Raw genomic sequence first — 19,726 nt, 5'->3', positions numbered from 1 at the left:
CGATTATGATTTGCGGGATGGGATAAGCAGGCTTAGAAAATAGCCTACAGTCGTGCCGCAGACGGCGCCGGCAGCCTTGAACAGAAAATCCGCAATTTCCCCATGACGCCCGGGCGCCAGACGCTGCAAAAGCTCGAATGCTCCCGCGCAGCCAACTGTCAGCAATAGCACCGATAGCCAATGGCGGGGGTAGGCGAGGGAAAAAAGCGCACCCACGACAAAGAATGCTCCGAAACGCTCGACATTCGCTGGCTCACCACTGATCGGGCGCAAGTTGATTGGGCCGACCGTGACGATGAGGATGAAGACGAGGACAAGCCAGGCAACAATGCGCAACAGACGCTTCATGAAACTATGTCCTCTATCCGGCTCTATTCTTCGCTGTGATCTCCCTCATCAGGTTCGTCCTGCTTGGGATCTCCGCATCGGGCATACATACGGTCTGTAACGGATTTTTTGAGACCATTGCCGAACGGCAATTCGTAATGCGCGATGACATCGACGCCCATACACCATTTAACATCGTGCGGCGAGAGGCCATAATTGGTTTCCAGAAAAGCCGTCACATATTGGATGCCGTCGTCACACGTGTCTGTTTTACAGAACTTGCCATCGCGAGCGAGCTGGCGAATCGACCCTTCGCCAATCTTGACGACGATGGGCTCGACCGCAAATGGAACCGCACCGCCGATTGCGATGACGATGAGTCCGATCAATGTGTATTTTACCGAGCGCCGCATAAATTGCCGTCATACTTGTTTTGTGATGTCGCTATAACGCATGATCGGCAATATCATGGCAAGATCGCCTAGCCGGATACAGCGCTATATTGCTGTTTTAATGCGTCTTTTCTGTCAATTTTCGCGTGTTCTCACTGATTTCCGTCTTTTATAAGCCCAAGATTGCGGCTCCTAAAAGAATGCCAATATTTTAGTATGTGACGGATTGATGTTGACTTTTACGTAAATGCAGTTGCACAACATTCAATCACTTAAGGTTGAGGCGTGATTGCTGTGGTGCGCGAATATTATACGATTACGGAGCTGACGCGGGAATTCGGGATATCGACCCGCACCCTGCGTTTTTATGAGGACGAGGGACTGATTGCGCCTGTTCGGCGTGGTCGGACCCGCTTGTTCCGCCCGTCGGACCGCCACCTTCTCAAGCAGATTTTGCGCGGCAAGCGTCTGGGCTTCTCTATCGCCGAGATTCACGAGATCATCCAGATGTATCGCGAGCCGCCCGGCGAAACGGGCCAGCTCAAGCTTTTGATGAAGCGCGTTGAAGAAAAGCGCGACGACCTGCGCCAGAAACGCCGCGATATCGACGAAACGGTCGGCGAACTGGATCAGATCGAAGAAGCTTGCATCGAGCGGCTGGCGGAACTCGGCGTCAGCACGTAACACCGCTTATTCCGGTTGCGTATCGGGAACCGGTGAACACATATTCGCGATTTCCCTCACCGTGCTGTTGTTCTGCTGATCGGCCTTGCCGGTAAACACATCGTCGAACAATTGCGCCTTGTCGAGTTCACTCACAACACAGCCGCAGAATTCCTTGCAAAGCGCTTCGCTGCCTGTTTGCGAACAGGCCGCCACGCAGGACTGGGTAAAGGCTTCTCTGGGCGCGGGTCGGGCAGGCGGCGCAATCTGCACAAACACGTAGACCAGTGAAATGAGCACTGGCTGGTGAATGAGGTAGAAGGCAAGGCTGCGCCTGCCGATAAAGGTGAGCGGCTTTTGCAGGAAAGCGGGCTTGATGCCTCCCGCAAGCAGTGCCAGCAAATTGTAGCGCTCTGCGATACGCGCAGCCGCAATCCCCACCAGAACAGCACCAAACCATGGGAACAACGGCACATAGTCGTTGGAGCGCACTGTGACAGTCGAAAGTCCGACAAAAGCCAGTGCGGGATGATTGAAGATATCGGCGCGGGCAAAATAGGGCGCTGCGATGACCAAGGCCGCCGCGATCAGTGTCACAATCCACGGCAGGCGCAGGAAGAGCAGGCCGAGAACGCTCGCCAGTGCGATCTGGTGCAGAATGCCGAAAAAGATGAAGCTCTCCGGCGACATCAGATAGGTAACGCCGGTAATAGCCGCCGCGGCGACCACGATCTGTACCAGGCGTATGCCCATCGAGCGCCAGCGTATGCCGCGACCGTGGGCCAGAACGAGGCTGAAACCGACAAGAAACAGGAAGCTGGAGGCAATGCAGCGCGCAAACAGTTTCCAGCCGCCCTGCGCGGTGGTTGCAGGGGCCATATAGCCGAAAAACTCCAGATCCCAGCCAAAATGATAGATCGCCATGGCGATCAGCGCGATGCCGCGCGCTATATCGATACGCCCGAGACGCCCCAGTGAGGCGCGAGGGGTGGCAGGTGTTTCCGCTTCGGCAGTGTTCTGCATGGTGCTTTCCGGCTCCGATTCCTCGCAAATCTCTAACACAGCCTGAGCCCAATTCTATAGTATTGCGATAGGCGGGATTCGATCCCGTATTGATCGGTTCGCTTGGGGCTTCATAGTGTTCTATAGTTTTTCAAAACTTTTCTGGCTTTTCTTTCAACCGCTTACGATCATTTTCCTGTTCGTTTTGCTTGGCGTGGTGGCTGTCTTGGTCGGTTTTCGCAAAACCGGCCTTGCTGCGTCGGGAGTGGCTGCGCTCATCCTGTTTGTCAGCGCCTTCACGACGCTCGGCGCTTTGTTTCTCGCGCCGCTGGAAGATCGTTTCTCCAAAGCTGCTTTGCCAGAGCATGTCGACGGCATCGTTGTTCTCGGTGGTTATATGAACGGTGACATCAATGCGGGACGACCGGGATTTGAGCTGAACAGTGCTGCCGACCGTATCGTCGAGACCATGCGGCTTGCGCGGCTTTATCCCAATGCGAAAATTATCGTTTCCGGCGGCGAGGGCGCATTTTTCGAAGAATCGAGCAGTGAGGCCGACACGACTCGCGCGCTTTTGAATGATCTTGGTTTCTCCGGGGATCGCTATATTTACGAGAACAAGTCGCGCAACACGGTTGAAAATGCGGTGTTTTCGAAGGAATTGGCACAGCCACAACCGGGTGAAAAGTGGTTGCTGGTGACCTCCGCTTATCACATGCCGCGTTCTGTCGGCTGTTTTCGCAAGGCCGGTTTCGACGTGATTGCATGGCCGGTCGATTACAAGACGCGCCTCAACGAGAAGTTCTCCATCTATCTGGAGTCACCCAATGATGCCCTGTCGCGCTTCAGTGTGGCGATGCGGGAGTGGATGGGGCTGGCCGCTTATCGCTTTACAGGCAAGACAGATATGTTCCTGCCGCAACCCTGATGCCGCAATTCTGCCGCCACTATAAAGGTTTTGTTAACGAAAAAATTTGGTAAGCTTTTGATTGAAAATATATTTTTGAAGTGCGGGGCCGGCAGTTTGAACAGGCTGCCTCATTTCAGCCGCTTTTCGCCGTTGCTTTTCGCGCTTCACATAGCTATATGACTGGTAACAGTGACGTGATCAAAACCACTGTTATTCGGACCGTTACACAATAGGGTTATGAAAAGTTCCATGGACGAAACCGTTCAAAAATCCTGCTGGGGCGTTACGCTCTGGGCAGTCATTGGGCTCGCCGCTATCATTCTCATGGCCTATCTCTTCTCTGTCTGATTGTTGAGGCGCTGAGGATCAGACTGATCCGACGGCAGCGCGGAAACAGAGCTACGCATTCCGGAAAATTGATGCCGCATTTCGGCAATCGGTTTGCGTTATTCCTTTCCTACACTATCTGATATGAATGTACCGAAACGCGTGTTGTATTCGTTCGCGCATACAGCAGTCCTGACAGGGCCAGCGTTACGGTCAAAGCTTGGTCAGTCCTCGCATGTCGGCGGGCTGTAGAGGGTGTGGAATGTTTCTGTCGGTTTTCGATCTCTTCAAGATTGGTATTGGGCCTTCCAGTTCCCATACGATGGGGCCCATGACGGCCGCCCGGATGTTTCTCAATGAGATCATCAACGGCAACTGGCCTCGGCCTGCGCATTCCAGGATCGTTCGCCTGAAAGCGAGCCTGCATGGTTCGCTGGCTTATACCGGCGTTGGTCATGCGACCGACCGCGCGGTCATACTTGGCCTTTGCGGTTTTCTGCCAGACACAATCGACCCCGATATCATGGATACGGAAGTCGAGAAGGTTCTGGCAGCCAAGAAGGTGCAGCCGGAAGGCCATCCGTCCTATCAGTTCGATCCAGCGGTCGATCTTGTTCTCGACCGCAAGACGCCACTTCCCGGTCATGCCAATGGCATGGCATTTTCTGCCTATGACCGCGACGACAATCTCCTGTTGCGCCGCGCTTATTTTTCCATTGGCGGCGGCTTCGTCGTCACCGAGGAAGAGCTGAGCCGCGTCCAGCGCAGCGGAGCGAAGCAGGATGACAAGGCCGATGTGCCTTATCCTTTCCGCAATGCAGCCGAGATGCTGGTTATGGCCCATGATAGCGGGCTGTCGATCGCTGAAATGAAGCGCGCCAATGAAGAAGTGCATATGTCGCGTAGCGAACTCGACGCAGGTCTGGATCGCGTCTGGGGCGCTATGCGCGGCTGCATTGAGCGCGGCCTGAGCCGTGAAGGCATCATGCCCGGCGGGCTCGGCGTTCGTCGTCGTGCGCGGCATATTCACGACAAGCTCCAGGACGACTGGCGGAACAATCGCAGCAATCCACTGCTCGCCAATGACTGGCTGTCGGTTTATGCCATGGCGGTCAACGAGGAAAACGCCTCGGGCGGCAGGGTGGTGACGGCGCCGACCAATGGCGCTGCGGGCGTAGTCCCGGCAGTGCTCCGCTATTATCTGCATTTCCACGACGATGCCGACGAGAAGGGCATACGCGATTTTCTGCTGACCTCGGCGGCTATTGGCGGCGTCATCAAGCACAATGCATCGATTTCCGGCGCTGAGGTCGGCTGTCAGGGCGAGGTGGGTTCCGCATCGGCAATGGCAGCAGCCGGACTTGCCGCTGTTCTCGGCGGTTCGCCTGAACAGATCGAAAATGCTGCTGAAATCGCGCTTGAGCATCATCTGGGCATGACCTGCGATCCCGTTGCAGGACTGGTTCAGGTGCCTTGTATCGAACGCAATGCGCTGGGCGCCGTGAAGGCGGTGACCGCTGCGTCGCTGGCAGTGAAGGGCGATGGCAAGCATTTCGTGCCGCTGGATGCCTGCATCGAAACCATGCGCCAGACCGGCCATGACATGAGCGAGCGCTACAAGGAAACGAGTCAGGGCGGTCTTGCTGTGAACGTGGTGGCCTGCTGAGCGCTCAATTTTAGGAGAACGCGATTCTTCACGCTTGAAGCGATCGCGTCCCTTGGCTAAACCGCTTCCATGGCTCTCAATCTCGTCAAGCTTTGTGTTGGTTGCGATAGTATCGAAGATCTCGCAGCCTGGATCGATTTCCGCCTCGCCGAACAACGGGGCGCTGGGCTCGTGCCCGAACAGACCCACACGACGCGGATGGTGCCGAAGCGCATTGACGAGTTGCTTGAAGGCGGTTCGCTCTATTGGGTCATCAAGGGCAATATCCAGTGCCGCCAGCGACTGCTGGATGTCCGACCCTTTACGGATGAAGCAGGTATCAGCCGCTGCCATTTCGTGCTGGAACCGAAGATCGTTCCGACGGAATGGCAACCGCGCCGCGCGTTTCAGGGGTGGCGATATCTGAGCGACAATGAAGCGCCGCGTGATGAAGCAGCCGGAAAATCGGGCAGAGCGGCACTTCCCGCCGAACTGCGTCAGGAACTGGCCGCACTTGGACTTCTCTGATTTGAATGTCTTTTAAAACAAAAAGCCCGCCAATCGGCGGGCTTTTTGTTGTGAAGCTCGGTTCCGGTCAGTTCTCAATCGTCACACGAACGGTGATCGTGTTGGAATTGACCGGCAGCGTCATGCGCATCCGTGCGCGTGGCTGGGAAAGGCGCTTGTTGCGGGCTGCGTGGCTGACCAGCAGGCCGACGAGATCGCGGGTTTGAAACCCGGTGCCGCGGCGCACATCGGCGATCCGCAATGCGGCTTGCTTGAGTGTCTGCACCGAGAACAGCCCGCCGAGTGCAGGCGCGCGGTTTTCTTCATGAGACCAAACGGTCTTCAGCGACGGTTGTACGTAAGTGTCTTTCATATTGGACATCTCGAAACCCTCTACGCTTTACAAAATTCGGGTTTGAAGCTGTTGCGAGGGGCGAAAGTCCCCTCGCGCTTGATCAGTTAGCGACGGCATAGCAGCCGAAGCTCTTCTTCTTGAGAGATGCACAGGCATCCCATGCGGCCTGCTTCGAATTGAAGCCGACGAAGCGGGCGCGGTAGTAGGTTGCGTTGCCCTTGCTGAAGGTTTCCGTGTAGGGCGATGCACTGCGCAGCGCGCCACCGACAGACGAGGAAGCCTTGGCAAGCATGTCGCGGGCCTGACCTTCGCTCGGCAGCGAACCAATCTGGATGGCCCAGCCGCCGGCAGATGGTGCGGAAGCGGTCGTAACCGGGTCAACATCCTGCTGGGATTGCGCTTGTGCCTGAGCCTGAAGTGTTCCCGATGGGATAGCGGCCTTCGGTGTCGGGCGAATGGCTGCCTGTGCGGCGAGCGCTGCCGGGCGGGCGGTCGGCGCAGCCAGTGCCAGCACCTGCGGTTGATCCGCATCGCCTTCACCGGATTCGCTATTGATCGTGTCGTTGACCGTTTCTACGCGGGCAACAGGCACCGGCGCATGTCTTGCCTTTGGCAGATCGACAGCGGCAACGGTTTGCGGCACGTCATTCGTCGCGGCAATGAGGGCGTCGGTGCTGCGACCGCGTGTTGCCTTCGGCAGATACTGACGGATCAGCTGCGCCATATGGGCGTCACGGCTTGCGCCGGTATTGCCGCCCATGACGACGGCAACGATGCGGCGGCCATCGAGATTGACCGACGAAACAAGGTTGTAGCCGGAAGCATTGGTATAGCCGGTCTTGATGCCGTCCACGCCTTCAATGCGACCGAGCAGGCGGTTGTGACCGTTGATGGTCTGACCGCGATAAACGAAGCTGCGGCGTGAGAAATAGCCGAACTCACGCGGAAAATGCTGACGAAGCGCAATGCCGAGAATCGCCATGTCGCGTGCCGTGGAATGCTGCGCCATGTTCGGAAGGCCGGATGCGTTGCGGAATGTGGTGTTGCGCATGCCGAGACGACGCGCCTTGGCGGTCATCATCTGGGCAAAGCGCTCTTCCGAGCCACCAATATACTCGCCGACTGCGGTGGCCGCGTCATTGGCGGATTTGGTGACCATGGCGAGCGCCGCATCTTCGGCGCGAATGGTCTGGCCAGGGCGGAAGCCGATCTTTGTTGGCGGACGCGCGCGGGCGTAAGCCGACACCGGAATCGGCGTATCACGGTTGATGCGCCCGGCCTGCATGGCTTCAAACAGCATGTAGAGCGTCATCATCTTGGTCAGCGAAGCGGGATAACGCTGCGCATCGGCATTCGCAGCAAAAAGCGTTTTGCCCGTGTTCGCGTCGACGACGATTGCAGCATACCTGTCGCTTGCGGCAATAGCCGGTATCGTGGTGGAGGCTGTCGAACAGCCCGTCACGGTCGCGAGAAGGAGCGTAGCTTGCGCCGCTTTTTTCAGGGCATATGCGACTTTACTGAATGCCAAACGCACGATGATGACCTATCTGAATGCTGGCCTATGAGCTGGCCTTGCCGGAACTTTTATGCTGCGGCACAAAAGGCACACAGCGATCTAATTCCTCCACCCTAATGTCATCAGCGTTACCAATCCGTTTATGGTAAGCGTGTCGTTCATAATTATCCGAAATTTTTTTTGGTCGCCCGGTGTCGGTCCCACCTTTGATCACGCATTTATGAAGACCGTTGTGCGCCTGAAAGGAACCCGTTTGGACAAAATGCGGGAGCGGTTTTTTGCAGAAAGCGTTAGCAATCCGGGCCTTGACCTATATTAGTTGTGTCAAGGGGCTCGCTGGTAATAAGTCTCGGTTGCAAGTGCCACTGAAGGGCTTAAAATCAGCAGGAAAAGACCTACATATTGACGCAGGGCGGGGTCGGCAGATGGGCATTTGGGTACAGGTTTCATGAGGCATTTCAATACAATCATGCAAAGCAAGACCGATGGCGGGAACGGGCCGGATAACGGCACCGTTGTGGTCACGCGCACGCAGCCTAAAACCAAGAAGCCCAGCCTCTACCGTGTCCTGCTTCTAAACGACGACTACACCCCCATGGAGTTTGTCGTACATGTCCTGCAGCGTTTTTTCCAAAAAAGCCTTGATGATGCCACGCGTATCATGCTGCATGTTCACAATCACGGTGTCGGTGAATGCGGTGTATTTACATACGAAGTCGCCGAGACCAAAGTGAGCCAGGTCATGGATTTTGCCCGCCAGAATCAGCATCCGCTGCAATGCGTGATGGAGAAAAAGTGAGGTCATATGCCATCGTTCTCTCCCAGCCTTGAAAGGGCACTGCATCAAGCCCTGACAATCGCAAACGAGCGGCATCACGAATATGCTACGCTCGAACATCTTTTGCTTGCCCTGATCGACGATCAGGATGCGGGCGCAGTGATGCGCGCCTGCAACGTCGATCTGGACCACCTCAAGCGCGTCGTTACCGATTATATCGACCGCGAACTCGATAATCTCGTCACCGGCTATGACGAGGATTCCAAACCGACGGCCGCCTTCCAGCGAGTAATCCAGCGCGCCGTTATTCACGTCCAGTCGTCGAATCGCGAAGAAGTCACGGGTGCCAATGTGCTCGTCGCCATCTTTGCGGAACGGGAAAGCCATGCTGCCTACTTCCTTCAGGAACAGCAGATGACCCGTTACGACGCCGTGAACTATATTTCGCACGGCATTTCCAAGCGTCCTCAAAGCGGCGAAACCCGTTCGCCACGAGGCGCGGAAAATCCGAGCGAAGAGCAACGCCCCGGCGTGGAGCAGGAAGAGGGACCGAAGAAGAAGCAGGACGCCTTGTCCGCTTACTGCGTCAACCTCAATGACAAAGCCAAGGCCGGTCGTATTGATCCGCTGATCGGTCGCGACAGCGAAATCAGCCGGACGATTCAGGTCCTTTGCCGTCGCTCGAAGAACAACCCGCTTTATGTGGGCGATCCCGGTGTCGGCAAGACGGCCATTGCCGAGGGTCTCGCAAAGCGTATCGTGGAAGGACAGGTTCCCGAAGCGCTCGCCGATGCGACGATTTTCTCGCTCGACATGGGCACGCTTCTGGCCGGAACGCGCTATCGCGGTGACTTTGAAGAACGTCTGAAGCAGGTCGTGAAGGAACTCGAAGAGTTTCCGGGCGCGGTTCTGTTCATCGATGAAATTCATACGGTCATCGGAGCCGGTGCGACTTCGGGCGGTGCGATGGATGCATCGAACCTGCTCAAGCCAGCACTTTCTTCCGGCGCAATCCGTTGCATCGGGTCGACGACCTATAAGGAATATCGCCAGTTCTTCGAGAAGGATCGGGCCCTTGTACGTCGCTTCCAGAAGATCGACGTCAATGAACCGTCGATCCCGGACGCTATCGAGATCATGAAGGGGCTGAAGCCTTACTTCGAGGATTTCCACAAGGTCAAATACACGGTCGACGCCATCAAGTCGGCGGTGGAATTGTCTGCGCGCTATATTTCGGATCGCAAGCTGCCCGATAAGGCAATCGACGTGATCGACGAAACCGGTGCCAGCCAGATGCTGTTGCCGGAGAACAAGCGCAAGAAGACCATCGGCGTAAAGGAAATCGAAGCGACCATCGCGACGATGGCCCGCATTCCCCCGAAGTCCGTCTCGAAGGATGACGAACTGGTCCTTTCGCATCTCGATGCGGAACTGAAGCGCGTCGTCTATGGTCAGGATCTGGCTATCGAAGCGCTGTCGGCCTCGATCAAGCTGGCCCGTGCGGGTCTGCGCGAACCGGACAAGCCAATCGGCTCCTATCTGTTCTCCGGCCCAACCGGCGTCGGTAAGACGGAAGTTGCCAAGCAGCTTGCCGCTTCGCTCGGTGTGGAGCTTCTGCGTTTCGACATGTCGGAATATATGGAGCGCCACACGGTTTCGCGGCTCATCGGCGCGCCTCCCGGCTATGTCGGCTTCGACCAGGGTGGTCTCTTGACCGATGGCGTCGATCAGCATCCGCATTGCGTGCTGCTGCTCGATGAAATCGAAAAGGCCCATCCGGACCTGTACAACATTCTGTTGCAGGTCATGGATCATGGCTCGCTGACTGACCATAACGGCAAGAAGATCGATTTCCGCAATGTGATCCTGATCATGACCACCAATGCCGGTGCGTCGGATATGGCCAGGGCGGCAATTGGCTTCGGCTCCACGCGGCGTGAAGGCGACGATATGGAAGCGATCAACCGGCTGTTTACGCCGGAATTCCGCAACCGTCTCGATGCGATCATTCCGTTCGGTCCGCTACCGGTTCCGGTTATTCATCAGGTCGTGCAGAAGTTCGTTCTTCAGCTCGAAGCACAGCTTGCCGAACGCGGCGTCACCTTCGAACTGACTGAAGGTGCAATCGCATGGCTTGCCGACAAGGGCTACGATGAGCGCATGGGTGCCCGTCCGCTTGGACGTGTTATTCAGGAGCACATCAAGAAGCCACTGGCTGATGAAGTTCTGTTTGGAAAGCTCAAGCATGGCGGCACAGTGCGCGTCGACGTGATTACCAAGGCAGACGGCAAGACCGACCTGTCGCTGGAATCGGTTGCCGAGCAGCCTGTGAAGCCGAAGAAGGACATTCCGGCGGAGAAAAAGATTTCTCCCCGTCGGAAGGCCACTCCGAAGAAGGCTGAAAAGGAAAAGGTTCTGGCCGGTAAGGACGAACCAGCTCCGAAGCCAGCCGCCAAGGCGGCGCCGAAAGCTTCGGCCACCAAGTCGTCGGTACCGAAAGTACCGCGCAAGAAGTAAAGCTTGATAAGGCGGCCCCTCTTCGGAGGGGCCGTTTTTTTGTTTATGGGGGGAATATGCAGTTCGAAATTCGACCGGCCACGCCGTCTGATATGCCGCGCATAACGCATGTCAGAACTTCGGTAAGAGAAAACCATCTGTCTGTAGAGCAAATGGCCGATATGGGGATTACCGAAGCAAGCGTCTCAGAAATGATGCTGGCGTCTCTTTGCTGTTGGGTCGCTCTATACGACAATGAAATAGTCGGCTTTTCGATGATTGATAACGCTGAAGGCTCGCTTTTTGCGGCATTCGTTCTCCCGGGACATGAAGGCAAAGGCATCGGAAAGCGGTTGGTGCAAATCGCAGAGCAAGAACTGTTCAAGCGTCACGCACTAATTTGGCTTGAGACAGGAGCGTCAACGCGAGCTGCTGGCTTCTATCGGAGCATGGGGTGGGGGAACGATAAGACTGTCGGGCCGGATTACATTCGTCTTGAAAAGCGGCGGGCGTCTGAAGGTGGTCTTTCTTGAAGTGGCGCTTATCGCGTTAGAATTTTGTTTTAACGCGCCTTGTTACCCGAAAACCGTTTCACACTTTTCGGTATGCATTCTAACGTGACTTCATGCCAGCGACTCAACTTCCCGATCAATCTCCCCAACACGACACAGCTTCAGCGCATAGTGGCCAGCATCTGCGCTGGTTCTTGCGTGGTTGCGGGCGCATTTTCAGTATTCCGTCGATCCTGCTGATGAGTTCGTTCGTCGGCTTTGCGGGACTTGCCATTGAAAGCGGTATCTCGGTCGGGCAGGCGGTGTTCATGACACTGACCATCTGGGCGCTTCCTGCCAAGGTCGTGCTGATCGGCGCCATCAGTGCAGGCGTGTCGCTACCCGCCGCCGCGCTTGCAGTCGGCTTGTCGTCGGTGCGGCTTATGCCGATGGTGGTGGCGCTTCTGCCTGAACTCAAAGGACCGAAGACGCGCAAGCTGACATTGGCGGCGCTGTGCCATTTCGTGGCAGTGACGGCCTGGGTCATGGCAATGGAAGAGTTGCGCAACATCCCGCGCGACATGCGCACCAGCTATTTCGCCGGGATCGGCTCGGTTCTGGTTGGAACCAATGCACTGGTCGTCGCCATTGTCTATATGCTGTCGTCTTCGTTCCCGCCGGTTGTGTTTGCTGCACTTTTCCTGCTCACGCCGATGTATTTTCTAACCTCGCTCTGGCGGTCGGCGCGCGAACGGGCAGGGCAGGTTGCGATGGCGTCCGGTCTGCTGCTGTTTCCGGTCTTTCACCAGATTGCGCCGGGATATGATTTGCTCTGCACCGGCATTGTCGGTGGTCTGATCGCCTTCGGCTTCCATAGGAAGCGCAGCCCCGCGAAGGAGGAGGCGCTATGAACTGGAACAGTTTCGACAGCTGGTGGTGGCCGTTCGTCTTCATCATTCTGGCGGGATCGCTGCCGACCTATATCTTCCGGGTCATGGGCGTGATCGTCGGCGGGCGGGTGCGCGAGGATTCCGAGCTTCTCGTACTGGTGCGCTGTGTTGCAACAGCGCTGGTCGCAGGCGTGATTGCGCAGCTCATTCTTTATCCGAACGGCGCTCTTGCTGATTCGCCGATCTGGCTGCGGGTTGGAGCAGCCAGTGCAGGATTCGCCGCTTATCTGATGGCCGGCAAGCGGTTGCTTGTCGGCATCGTGGTCGCAGAAATCCTGCTGGTTGCCGGGTTGCTCACGCTTTAAAAAAGAGTCTTATCAGAGCGCTGCGCGGATTTTCTCAGCATTTGCTGAAAGAACGGCGGGGTCTTCCATCTGACCGGTATGCGGCTTGAGAGCGACGCCCTCAAAACGCGGAATGACATGGAAATGCAGATGGTAGACGGTCTGGCCGGAAGCCGGTTCGTTGAACTGCATGACGGTGACGCCATCGGCGTTGAAAGCCTTCTTCACGGCCTGTGCGATTTTCTGCACGGTTCCAATAACAACAGCCAACGTCTCGGGTTTGGCGTCGAGCAGATTGCGCGACGGTGCTTTCGGCACGACCAGCGTGTGGCCGGTGCCCTGCGGCATGACATCCATGAAGGCGACGACATCGTCGTTTTCGTAGACGCGGGTAGACGGAATTTCACCGCGCAGGATTTTTGCGAAGATGTTGTTGTCGTCATAGGTGGCAGACATGCGATTCTCTCCAATGCTGGAATTCGACCAAATTTGACCGCACGGAGCGCATTTAGGCAAGCTTCGTTGGATCAGTCTTCGTGGCGATAGGGGGTATGTTCCTCCAGCGCCTCGTGAATCTGCGCGACCTCGCGCCGTTCCCGATCAAGATAGTCGCGCACGGCATCCCGAAAACTCTCGTTGGCGATATAATGCGCGGAATGGGTGGTGACAGGTACATAGCCGCGCGCGAGCTTGTGTTCGCCTTGCGCGCCTGCTTCCACCACGCGCAGCTTGCGCTCAATGGCGAAATCGATGGCCTGATGGTAGCAGACCTCGAAATGCAGGAAGGGGTGATCCTCGATACAGCCCCAGTGCCTGCCGAACAGCCTGTCGCCGCCGATGAAATTGATGGCCCCTGCGATATAACGCTCAGCACGTTTTGCCATGACCAGCAGAATATCCTCGGCCATGGTCTGGCCGATCAGCGAATAGAACTGGCGGTTGAGATAGGGGCGGCCCCATTTGCGGCTGCCTGTATCCATGTAGAATGCAAAGAAATCGTCCCAGACCGCTTCCGTCAGGTCGCTGCCGGTCAGCCATTCGATTTCAATACCGTCGGACAGCGCTTCGCGACGTTCCTTTTTGAGCGCTTTGCGTTTGCGTGAAACAAGCTCACTCAGGAAGTCATCATAATTGGAAAAGCCATTGTTTATAAAATGAAACTGCTGGTCCGTCCGATGAAGGAAGCCCGCACGTTCGAGCGCCACGATTTCATCGGGCAGGGCAAATGTCACATGGGCTGAAGATACGCCTGCCTGATCCGTCAGCTCGCGTAAACCGCCTGCCAGCGCCAGCCGCACAGCTTCGCCGTCATAGGCGATGTGGTTGAGCAGACGGGGCCCGGTTGCCGGGGTGAAAGGGATCGCTGCCTGAAATTTCGGGTAGTAACGCCCACCCGCGCGTTCAAATGCATCCGCCCAGCCGTGGTCGAACACATATTCGCCCTGGCTGTGTCCCTTGAGGTAATTCGGCACGACGCCGAGTAATTCGCCACGATTGTTTTCGAGACGCAGATGACGCGGCAGCCAGCCCGCTTTTCGGGAAACGGAACCCGACTCTTCCAGAGCGGACAGAAAAGCGCGGGTTGTAAAAGGATTGTAGTTCGCATCCTGCCGGGAAGCCCCGGCAAGACTGCTCCACTCGTCTTCTGTAAATTCGCTGATATTTTCAACGATGCGAAGAACGAAGCTTTCTTCACTGTGCGGATCTTCGTCGTTCACCGCAATTCCTTTGTTGTCAGGCGACCAGTGCGCGGGGATCGAACCCTTCGAACGTTATCTGCTCGACATTGAGTTCGCTGTGCTTCTGCATTTCGCGGTCACGGACGGTCCAGCTGATCACTGGCATTTGCAGTTTCTCTCGCACGAAGGTGACAAACGGGTTCGGCAGATGGTGCACATTATAGGATACGAAGGAAATGCCATGCGCGAGCATGGAGAAATGCGCCTCGAAATCCTGTATGCGCGTGCCTTCCGCAGTCAATCCGCCCGGAATGCCCGGCGCATCGCTTGCAAAGCGGCGGATCAGGTGATGGTCGAATGACATGATGGCGGCTTCGCCCTTGTAGCTGGTGAGTTCACGCGCAACGGCTGCGACCAGCCCATCGTCACGACCTTCAATGCCTTTCAGCTCGATCACCAGCGGAACGCGGCCATCGACCAGATCAAGCATTTGCCGAAGTGTCGGTACACGCTCTTCAGTGCCGCCGACATGAAGCGCGGTTGCTTCCGCCAGCGTCAGATCGGAGATGCGGCCCTCGCGACCGGCAAGGCGTTGCAGGTCGTCGTCATGGAAAACGACCACACCGCCGTCTTTCGTCAGGTGCACGTCGCATTCGATGGCAAAGCCAGCCTTGGCGGCAGCTTCAAAGGCAGCCAGCGTGTTTTCCCAACGGGTCTTGTTCTGATCATGCAATCCGCGATGCGCTATTGGGCGCTTTGCGAGCCATTCGATGGAGGACATTATGCAACCTCGATAATCGCTTCGACTTCAACCGGTGCGTTGAGCGGCAGGCTGGCGACACCCACAGCGGAACGCGCATGTTTGCCAGCATCGCCCAGAACGGCGACGAGCAGATCGGACGCGCCATTGGCGACGAGATGCTGTTCAACGAAATCCGCCGTCGACGAGACGAAAACGGTGATCTTCACGATCCGCTTGATCTTCTCGAGATCGCCGAGTGCGGCCTTGGCCTGCGCCAGAATGTTCACGGCGCAGGCGCGCGCTGCGACCTGACCATGGGCAACCGTCAGTTTATCGCCAACCTGGCCAGTGTGCACAAGTTTGCCATTTTCCAGCGGCAGCTGGCCCGAAGTGAGCAAAAGCGAGCCTGTTTCAGCAAAGGGGACATAGTTTGCGGCAGGTGCAGCCGCTACCGGCAGGGATATACCCAGATTTTTCAGGCGGCTTTCGATCGTGTCGGTCATTGCATTAATCCTTGCTTGCAAAGGGACTTCTCCGTCAACCTATAGGCAGAATCGGTGAAGCTTTTGGGAAGGGTGCGTTTTTTGCCTCGCTTCCGCCACGAGTTTTTTTATCATGCTTGTCAACTCATCGGGAGATTCATGTATGCGTTTTTTGAAGCCGGGTTTTAAGGTTGCTGTAGCTGCAAGTGGAACCGCTGCCTGTGTGTGGGCTGGACTTGCGAGCGTGGCCCAGGCGGCTTCGACGGTAACGCTGGTGCCGCACCGCGCCGTTTACGATCTGACGCTGGACCGCGCCGATGAAAAGTCCGGAATCAGTGGCCTGACCGGGCGCATGGTTTATGAGTTCAACGGCTCAGCCTGCGAAGGTTATACGACGAACTTCCGTTTCGTGACCCGGATCGACATGGAAGAACAGCCGCAGCGCGTGACCGATCAGCAGACGACAACGTTTGAAGGTAATGACGGCAAAAGCTTCCGTTTCGTCAACAAGACCTTCGTTGACAAGGATCTTGTCAAGGAAGTGCGCGGCGATGCCAAGCTTGAAGGCGGCAAGACAGTTGTAGAGCTTTCGAAGCCCAAGGAAAACAAGATCGATCTGCGTGCAACGCAGTTTCCGACCCAGCATATGGAAGAGCTGATCGGCAAGGCGGAAGCAGGCGCGAAGTTCTATCAGACATCACTTTTCGATGCGTCTGAAGATGCCGACCGCGTGGTCGCCACCACGGTCGTTGTCGGCAAAGGGCAGAATCCAGCCGATGACGAAACCAAGTTCATGGGCAAATTTTCCAAGGATCCGGTCTGGCCTGTGACGATTGCCTATTTCGATGACAAGGAAAAGCAGGACGGACTGCCAATCTACCGCATCAACTTCAAGCTTTACCGCAATGGTATCACGCGCGATCTCACTATGGACTATGGTGACTTTGCCATGCGCGGCAAGCTTGTGAAACTAGATGTATTCGACAAGGCTGATCAGAAGGTCAGCTGCAAATAGTAAATGTAAAGTGACATATGTTTATATTGAGACTACAATGTTCTGCATTGTAGTCTTTTTTGTTATATTTATTGGATTTTTATATGAAAAAGATATTCTTTGCATTGCTGATGTCTTTACTCGGCGTTTCTTTTCCGTAGAATTTCTGTCTTAGGATGCTTATATAAGCCTGTAATCGGACGCGGGCGCTGAAACGCTTTCACCCTGCGGACGGATTGAGGTATATTGGCCAAACGACTTGCAATTCATGGCGTGATCGGTTAACAGCGCGCCTATTCCACACACGGGATTGGGCTTTTGCCGGGAGAAATCCGGCAAGAACCTCCGGTGGCGAGCAATCGCCTCAGCCCGTGGAGGTTAAACCGGAAAAGGAAAATAAAGATGGCATTGCCTGATTTCAGCATGCGCCAGCTTCTGGAAGCTGGTGTTCACTTCGGCCACCAGACCCACCGCTGGAACCCGAAGATGGCGCCTTTCATCTATGGCGCTCGTAACAACATCCACATCATGGACCTGTCCCAGACCGTTCCTCTGCTGCACAACGCGCTGAAGATCGTTTCGGACACCGTTGCTCGCGGCGGTCGCGTTCTGTTCGTCGGCACGAAGCGTCAGGCTTCGGACATCATTGCCGATGCAGCAAACCGTTCGGCTCAGTACTACGTCAACGCCCGCTGGCTCGGCGGCATGATGACCAACTGGAAGACGATCTCCAACTCGATCCAGCGTCTGCGCAAGCTCGACGAACTTCTGGCTGGCGAAGGCCAGGGCTTCACCAAGAAGGAACTTCTGAACCTTCAGCGTGAGCGTGAAAAGCTTGACCGCGCACTCGGCGGTATCAAGGACATGGGTTCGGTTCCTGACCTGATCTTCATCATCGACACCAACAAGGAAGCAATTGCTATCCAGGAAGCCAAGCGTCTTGGCATTCCGGTTGTTGCCGTGATCGATTCGAACTGCGATCCGGACCAGATCGACTACCCGATCCCGGGCAACGACGACGCCGCACGCGCTATCTCGCTCTATTGCGATCTGATTGCACGCGCCGCTCTCGACGGTATTGCTCGCCAGCAGGGCGCAATGGGCATCGACATCGGTGCGCAGGCTGAAGCTCCGGTTGAGCCCGCTCTCGAAGCTCCGGCTGAAGGCGCTTAATCAGCGCATGATTTGATCCATCCGTCATATCTCTGATAGAGGCGGATGGATAATCTCGTTTCATTCCGGCGCAGATGCGTGATTCCGAAGCACGGTTAACGATTTTCGGGCAAAACACGCTACGTCAAAATGGCGCCGGTTCAAAGTTGGCACACCCATTCGGTGTGCCTTCGCTTTCGTGAAAGGCGACACAATGAGCATTTCCGCATCTCAGGTTAAAGAACTCCGCGAACTGACCGGCGCTGGCATGATGGACTGCAAGGCAGCTCTTGCAGAAACCAATGGCGACATCGAAGCCGCTGTTGATTGGCTGCGCGCCAAGGGCATTGCAAAGGCCGACAAGAAGGCTGGCCGTACGGCTGCTGAAGGTCTGGTTGGCGTTGCATCTTCCGGCAACAAGGCTGTTGTCGTTGAAGTCAACTCCGAAACCGACTTCGTTGCCCGCAACGACGCTTTCCAGGATCTGGTTCGCAAGATCGCTCAGGCTGCCCTGGCAACCGACGGTTCGACCGAAGCTGTGGCCAACGCCAATGTCGACGGCAAGTCCGTCACCGAAACTGCCAAGGACGCAGTTGCAACCATCGGCGAAAACATCAGCTTCCGTCGTTCGGCTGCCCTCAGCGTTTCGCAGGGTACCGTTGCAACCTACATCCACAACGGCGTTGCTGACGGTCTCGGCAAGCTCGGCGTTCTGGTTGCTATCGAAACCGCTGGCGATGCAGAAGCTGCAAACGCATTCGGTCGTCAGGTTGCCATGCACGTTGCTGCTATCAACCCGCTCGCGCTGACCGCTGAAGACGTCGATCCGGCTGCCGCTGAACGCGAAAAGTCGATCTTCATCGAGCAGGCTCGTGAATCCGGCAAGCCGGACAACATCATCGAAAAGATGATCGAAGGCCGTATGCGCAAGTTCTACGAAGAAGTTGTTCTTCTTTCGCAGGCTTTCGTCATCAATCCGGACCTGACGGTTGCAGCTGCCCTCAAGGAAGCTGAAAAGACCATTGGCGCTCCGGCCAAGATCGTCGGCTTTGCCCGCGTCGCTCTCGGCGAAGGCATCGAAAAGGAAGAAAGCGATTTCGCTGCTGAAGTCGCTGCTGCTGCCAAGGGCTAATCAGCTCTTTCTTCCTCTGAAAGCGACTTTATGCTTTCAGAACAGGCTTTAGCCTGAAAAGGCTTTTGATTATGAAGGGCATCGCGTGACAACGCGGTGCCCTTCGTGTATCGGAACCCAACACAATCCTTTATTTCGATCAGCGGAGAGCATCCCATGTCCGGCAAGCCCGCCTATAAGCGTGTCCTTTTGAAAGCCTCGGGCGAGGCATTGATGGGCAGTCAGGGTTTCGGCATCGATGTATCCGTTGCAGACCGGATCGCTAACGATATCAAGCAGGCCCGTATGCTGGGCATCGAAGTCGGCGTGGTGATCGGCGGCGGTAATATTTTTCGCGGTGTAGCAGTGGCTTCCAAGGGCGGCGACCGCGTAACCGGCGACCACATGGGCATGCTGGCGACGGTGATCAATTCGCTGGCGCTGCGCACCTCGCTGCACAAGATCGGCGTCGATGCCGTTGTTCTCTCCGCCATAGCAATGCCGGAAATCTGCGAGAGCTTCTCGCAGCGTCAGGCTACGGCCTATATGGACGAGGGCAAAGTGGTGATTTTCGCTGGCGGTACCGGCAATCCATTCTTCACGACCGACTCTGCTGCTGCGTTGCGCGCGGCAGAGATTGAAGCGGATGCGCTGTTGAAGGGCACGCAGGTCGACGGCATCTATTCGGCTGATCCGAAAAAGGACCCGACCGCGACGCGTTTCGACACACTCACCCACAAGGAAGTTCTCGATCGCGGCCTGGCTGTCATGGATACGGCTGCCGTCGCCCTTGCGCGCGAGAACAACATTCCGATAATAGTCTATTCCATCCATGAAAACGGCGGCTTGGCCGAAATTCTGCAAGGCAAGGGACGTTGCACGATCGTTTCCGATAATTGATCAACGATGATCGTTCACATGTC

At 56.2% G+C, this 19,726-nt stretch carries 22 protein-coding genes; 13 read left to right on the top strand and 9 right to left on the bottom strand.

The features are described 5' to 3' along the window. Positions 1-3: 3 nt before the first annotated feature. Both QBD01_RS18820 and QBD01_RS18815 read right to left on the bottom strand, forming a co-directional pair. Positions 4-348 (bottom strand): VanZ family protein, encoded by a 345-nt coding sequence (locus QBD01_RS18820; protein ID WP_182521820.1) that lies wholly within the window; start codon positions 346-348, stop codon positions 4-6. Between the two features lie 23 nt (positions 349-371). Continuing rightward, the gene (locus tag QBD01_RS18815) at positions 372-740 is read right to left on the bottom strand and encodes a hypothetical protein (RefSeq protein ID WP_280994080.1); all 369 of its coding nucleotides are present in this window, start codon (positions 738-740) and stop codon (positions 372-374) included. A 276-nt stretch (positions 741-1,016) separates the two neighbouring features. Here QBD01_RS18815 and QBD01_RS18810 point away from each other — a divergent pair, with 276 nt between their 5' ends. Continuing rightward, positions 1,017-1,403: a MerR family DNA-binding transcriptional regulator gene (locus tag QBD01_RS18810; RefSeq protein ID WP_078340841.1), complete on the top strand. Its 387-nt coding sequence runs from the start codon at positions 1,017-1,019 to the stop codon at positions 1,401-1,403. 6 nt (positions 1,404-1,409) lie between these two features. On the opposite strand, the gene QBD01_RS18805 is transcribed toward QBD01_RS18810, so the two are convergent. Then, entirely contained in the window at positions 1,410-2,405 is a 996-nt protein-coding gene (locus QBD01_RS18805) for a DUF1624 domain-containing protein (protein WP_280994079.1), read from the bottom strand. A gap of 115 nt (positions 2,406-2,520) precedes the next feature. On the opposite strand from QBD01_RS18805, the gene QBD01_RS18800 reads away from it, so the two are divergent. From QBD01_RS18800 to QBD01_RS18790, 3 genes are all read left to right on the top strand, one after another. Continuing rightward, on the top strand, positions 2,521-3,312 hold the full coding sequence (locus QBD01_RS18800; RefSeq protein WP_280994078.1) for a YdcF family protein: 792 nt from the start codon (positions 2,521-2,523) through the stop codon (positions 3,310-3,312). Between the two features lie 571 nt (positions 3,313-3,883). Further along, positions 3,884-5,287, top strand: a complete 1,404-nt coding sequence (locus QBD01_RS18795) for an L-serine ammonia-lyase (RefSeq protein WP_280994077.1) — start codon at positions 3,884-3,886, stop codon at positions 5,285-5,287. A gap of 69 nt (positions 5,288-5,356) precedes the next feature. Further along, positions 5,357-5,794 carry a DUF1489 family protein gene (locus QBD01_RS18790; protein WP_280994076.1) on the top strand — a complete coding sequence of 146 codons (438 nt, stop codon included), beginning with the start codon at positions 5,357-5,359 and terminating at the stop codon, positions 5,792-5,794. A 67-nt stretch (positions 5,795-5,861) separates the two neighbouring features. On the opposite strand, the gene QBD01_RS18785 is transcribed toward QBD01_RS18790, so the two are convergent. After that, the gene (locus tag QBD01_RS18785) at positions 5,862-6,155 is read right to left on the bottom strand and encodes a hypothetical protein (RefSeq protein WP_280994075.1); all 294 of its coding nucleotides are present in this window, start codon (positions 6,153-6,155) and stop codon (positions 5,862-5,864) included. A gap of 73 nt (positions 6,156-6,228) precedes the next feature. Further along, positions 6,229-7,662, bottom strand: coding sequence for a D-alanyl-D-alanine carboxypeptidase (locus tag QBD01_RS18780; RefSeq protein WP_280994074.1), 1,434 nt, complete (start codon positions 7,660-7,662; stop codon positions 6,229-6,231). Between the two features lie 430 nt (positions 7,663-8,092). Here QBD01_RS18780 and clpS point away from each other — a divergent pair, with 430 nt between their 5' ends. From clpS to QBD01_RS18755, 5 genes are all read left to right on the top strand, one after another. Next, positions 8,093-8,443 (top strand): ATP-dependent Clp protease adapter ClpS, encoded by a 351-nt coding sequence (gene clpS / locus QBD01_RS18775; protein WP_078340823.1) that lies wholly within the window; start codon positions 8,093-8,095, stop codon positions 8,441-8,443. Positions 8,444-8,449: 6 nt separating this feature from the next. Further along, entirely contained in the window at positions 8,450-10,939 is a 2,490-nt protein-coding gene (gene clpA, locus QBD01_RS18770; protein ID WP_280994073.1) for an ATP-dependent Clp protease ATP-binding subunit ClpA, read from the top strand. 56 nt (positions 10,940-10,995) lie between these two features. Continuing rightward, positions 10,996-11,451: a GNAT family N-acetyltransferase gene (locus QBD01_RS18765; RefSeq protein ID WP_280994072.1), complete on the top strand. Its 456-nt coding sequence runs from the start codon at positions 10,996-10,998 to the stop codon at positions 11,449-11,451. 218 nt (positions 11,452-11,669) lie between these two features. Next, a complete protein-coding gene (locus QBD01_RS18760) occupies positions 11,670-12,320 on the top strand; it encodes an AzlC family ABC transporter permease (protein WP_280994113.1) in 651 nt (216 codons plus the stop codon). Then, entirely contained in the window at positions 12,317-12,664 is a 348-nt protein-coding gene (locus tag QBD01_RS18755; RefSeq protein ID WP_280994071.1) for an AzlD domain-containing protein, read from the top strand. Before QBD01_RS18760 ends, QBD01_RS18755 begins: the two co-directional genes overlap by 4 nt. A 12-nt stretch (positions 12,665-12,676) precedes the next feature. Here the strand turns inward: QBD01_RS18755 and QBD01_RS18750 are convergent, their stop codons facing one another. The 4 genes from QBD01_RS18750 to QBD01_RS18735 form a co-directional block, all read right to left on the bottom strand. Beyond that, on the bottom strand, positions 12,677-13,099 hold the full coding sequence (locus QBD01_RS18750; RefSeq protein WP_280994070.1) for an HIT family protein: 423 nt from the start codon (positions 13,097-13,099) through the stop codon (positions 12,677-12,679). Positions 13,100-13,170: 71 nt separating this feature from the next. Then, positions 13,171-14,361: a GNAT family N-acetyltransferase gene (locus tag QBD01_RS18745; protein WP_280994069.1), complete on the bottom strand. Its 1,191-nt coding sequence runs from the start codon at positions 14,359-14,361 to the stop codon at positions 13,171-13,173. Between the two features lie 16 nt (positions 14,362-14,377). Continuing rightward, the gene (locus QBD01_RS18740) at positions 14,378-15,103 is read right to left on the bottom strand and encodes a glycerophosphodiester phosphodiesterase (protein ID WP_280994068.1); all 726 of its coding nucleotides are present in this window, start codon (positions 15,101-15,103) and stop codon (positions 14,378-14,380) included. Further along, positions 15,103-15,567 (bottom strand): RidA family protein, encoded by a 465-nt coding sequence (locus QBD01_RS18735; protein ID WP_109369174.1) that lies wholly within the window; start codon positions 15,565-15,567, stop codon positions 15,103-15,105. The genes QBD01_RS18740 and QBD01_RS18735 overlap by 1 nt, the downstream gene beginning before the upstream one ends. A 142-nt stretch (positions 15,568-15,709) precedes the next feature. On the opposite strand from QBD01_RS18735, the gene eipB reads away from it, so the two are divergent. The 4 genes from eipB to pyrH all read left to right on the top strand — a co-directional run bounded on the left by eipB (position 15,710) and on the right by pyrH (position 19,703). Next, positions 15,710-16,561 (top strand): cell envelope integrity protein EipB, encoded by an 852-nt coding sequence (gene eipB, locus QBD01_RS18730; RefSeq protein ID WP_280994067.1) that lies wholly within the window; start codon positions 15,710-15,712, stop codon positions 16,559-16,561. A gap of 381 nt (positions 16,562-16,942) precedes the next feature. After that, positions 16,943-17,713 (top strand): 30S ribosomal protein S2, encoded by a 771-nt coding sequence (rpsB, locus tag QBD01_RS18725; protein ID WP_113533587.1) that lies wholly within the window; start codon positions 16,943-16,945, stop codon positions 17,711-17,713. A gap of 193 nt (positions 17,714-17,906) precedes the next feature. Next, the gene (gene tsf, locus QBD01_RS18720) at positions 17,907-18,824 is read left to right on the top strand and encodes a translation elongation factor Ts (protein WP_182521835.1); all 918 of its coding nucleotides are present in this window, start codon (positions 17,907-17,909) and stop codon (positions 18,822-18,824) included. Positions 18,825-18,980: 156 nt separating this feature from the next. Beyond that, positions 18,981-19,703, top strand: coding sequence for a UMP kinase (pyrH, locus tag QBD01_RS18715; RefSeq protein WP_280994066.1), 723 nt, complete (start codon positions 18,981-18,983; stop codon positions 19,701-19,703). Positions 19,704-19,726 lie beyond the last annotated feature (23 nt).

The sequence above is a fragment of the Ochrobactrum sp. 19YEA23 genome (assembly GCF_029909865.1).
Classification (GTDB): Bacteria; Pseudomonadota; Alphaproteobacteria; order Rhizobiales; family Rhizobiaceae; genus Brucella; species Brucella gambitense.
This window is presented reverse-complemented; position numbering and strand designations above follow the sequence as displayed.

Excerpts from the sequence above, each read along its gene's own strand:
- QBD01_RS18820 (WP_182521820.1), bottom strand. The coding sequence starts at position 348 with ATGAAGCGTCTGTTGCGCATTGTTGCCTGGCTTGTCCTCGTCTTCATC.
- QBD01_RS18815 (WP_280994080.1), bottom strand. The coding sequence starts at position 740 with ATGCGGCGCTCGGTAAAATACACATTGATCGGACTCATCGTCATCGCA.
- QBD01_RS18805 (WP_280994079.1), bottom strand. The coding sequence starts at position 2,405 with ATGCAGAACACTGCCGAAGCGGAAACACCTGCCACCCCTCGCGCCTCA.
- QBD01_RS18795 (WP_280994077.1), top strand. The coding sequence starts at position 3,884 with ATGTTTCTGTCGGTTTTCGATCTCTTCAAGATTGGTATTGGGCCTTCC.
- QBD01_RS18790 (WP_280994076.1), top strand. The coding sequence starts at position 5,357 with ATGGCTCTCAATCTCGTCAAGCTTTGTGTTGGTTGCGATAGTATCGAA.
- QBD01_RS18785 (WP_280994075.1), bottom strand. The coding sequence starts at position 6,155 with ATGTCCAATATGAAAGACACTTACGTACAACCGTCGCTGAAGACCGTT.
- clpS (WP_078340823.1), top strand. The coding sequence starts at position 8,093 with ATGAGGCATTTCAATACAATCATGCAAAGCAAGACCGATGGCGGGAAC.
- clpA (WP_280994073.1), top strand. The coding sequence starts at position 8,450 with ATGCCATCGTTCTCTCCCAGCCTTGAAAGGGCACTGCATCAAGCCCTG.
- QBD01_RS18765 (WP_280994072.1), top strand. The coding sequence starts at position 10,996 with ATGCAGTTCGAAATTCGACCGGCCACGCCGTCTGATATGCCGCGCATA.
- QBD01_RS18760 (WP_280994113.1), top strand. The coding sequence starts at position 11,670 with ATGAGTTCGTTCGTCGGCTTTGCGGGACTTGCCATTGAAAGCGGTATC.
- QBD01_RS18755 (WP_280994071.1), top strand. The coding sequence starts at position 12,317 with ATGAACTGGAACAGTTTCGACAGCTGGTGGTGGCCGTTCGTCTTCATC.
- QBD01_RS18750 (WP_280994070.1), bottom strand. The coding sequence starts at position 13,099 with ATGTCTGCCACCTATGACGACAACAACATCTTCGCAAAAATCCTGCGC.
- QBD01_RS18740 (WP_280994068.1), bottom strand. The coding sequence starts at position 15,103 with ATGTCCTCCATCGAATGGCTCGCAAAGCGCCCAATAGCGCATCGCGGA.
- QBD01_RS18735 (WP_109369174.1), bottom strand. The coding sequence starts at position 15,567 with ATGACCGACACGATCGAAAGCCGCCTGAAAAATCTGGGTATATCCCTG.
- eipB (WP_280994067.1), top strand. The coding sequence starts at position 15,710 with ATGCGTTTTTTGAAGCCGGGTTTTAAGGTTGCTGTAGCTGCAAGTGGA.
- rpsB (WP_113533587.1), top strand. The coding sequence starts at position 16,943 with ATGGCATTGCCTGATTTCAGCATGCGCCAGCTTCTGGAAGCTGGTGTT.
- tsf (WP_182521835.1), top strand. The coding sequence starts at position 17,907 with ATGAGCATTTCCGCATCTCAGGTTAAAGAACTCCGCGAACTGACCGGC.
- pyrH (WP_280994066.1), top strand. The coding sequence starts at position 18,981 with ATGTCCGGCAAGCCCGCCTATAAGCGTGTCCTTTTGAAAGCCTCGGGC.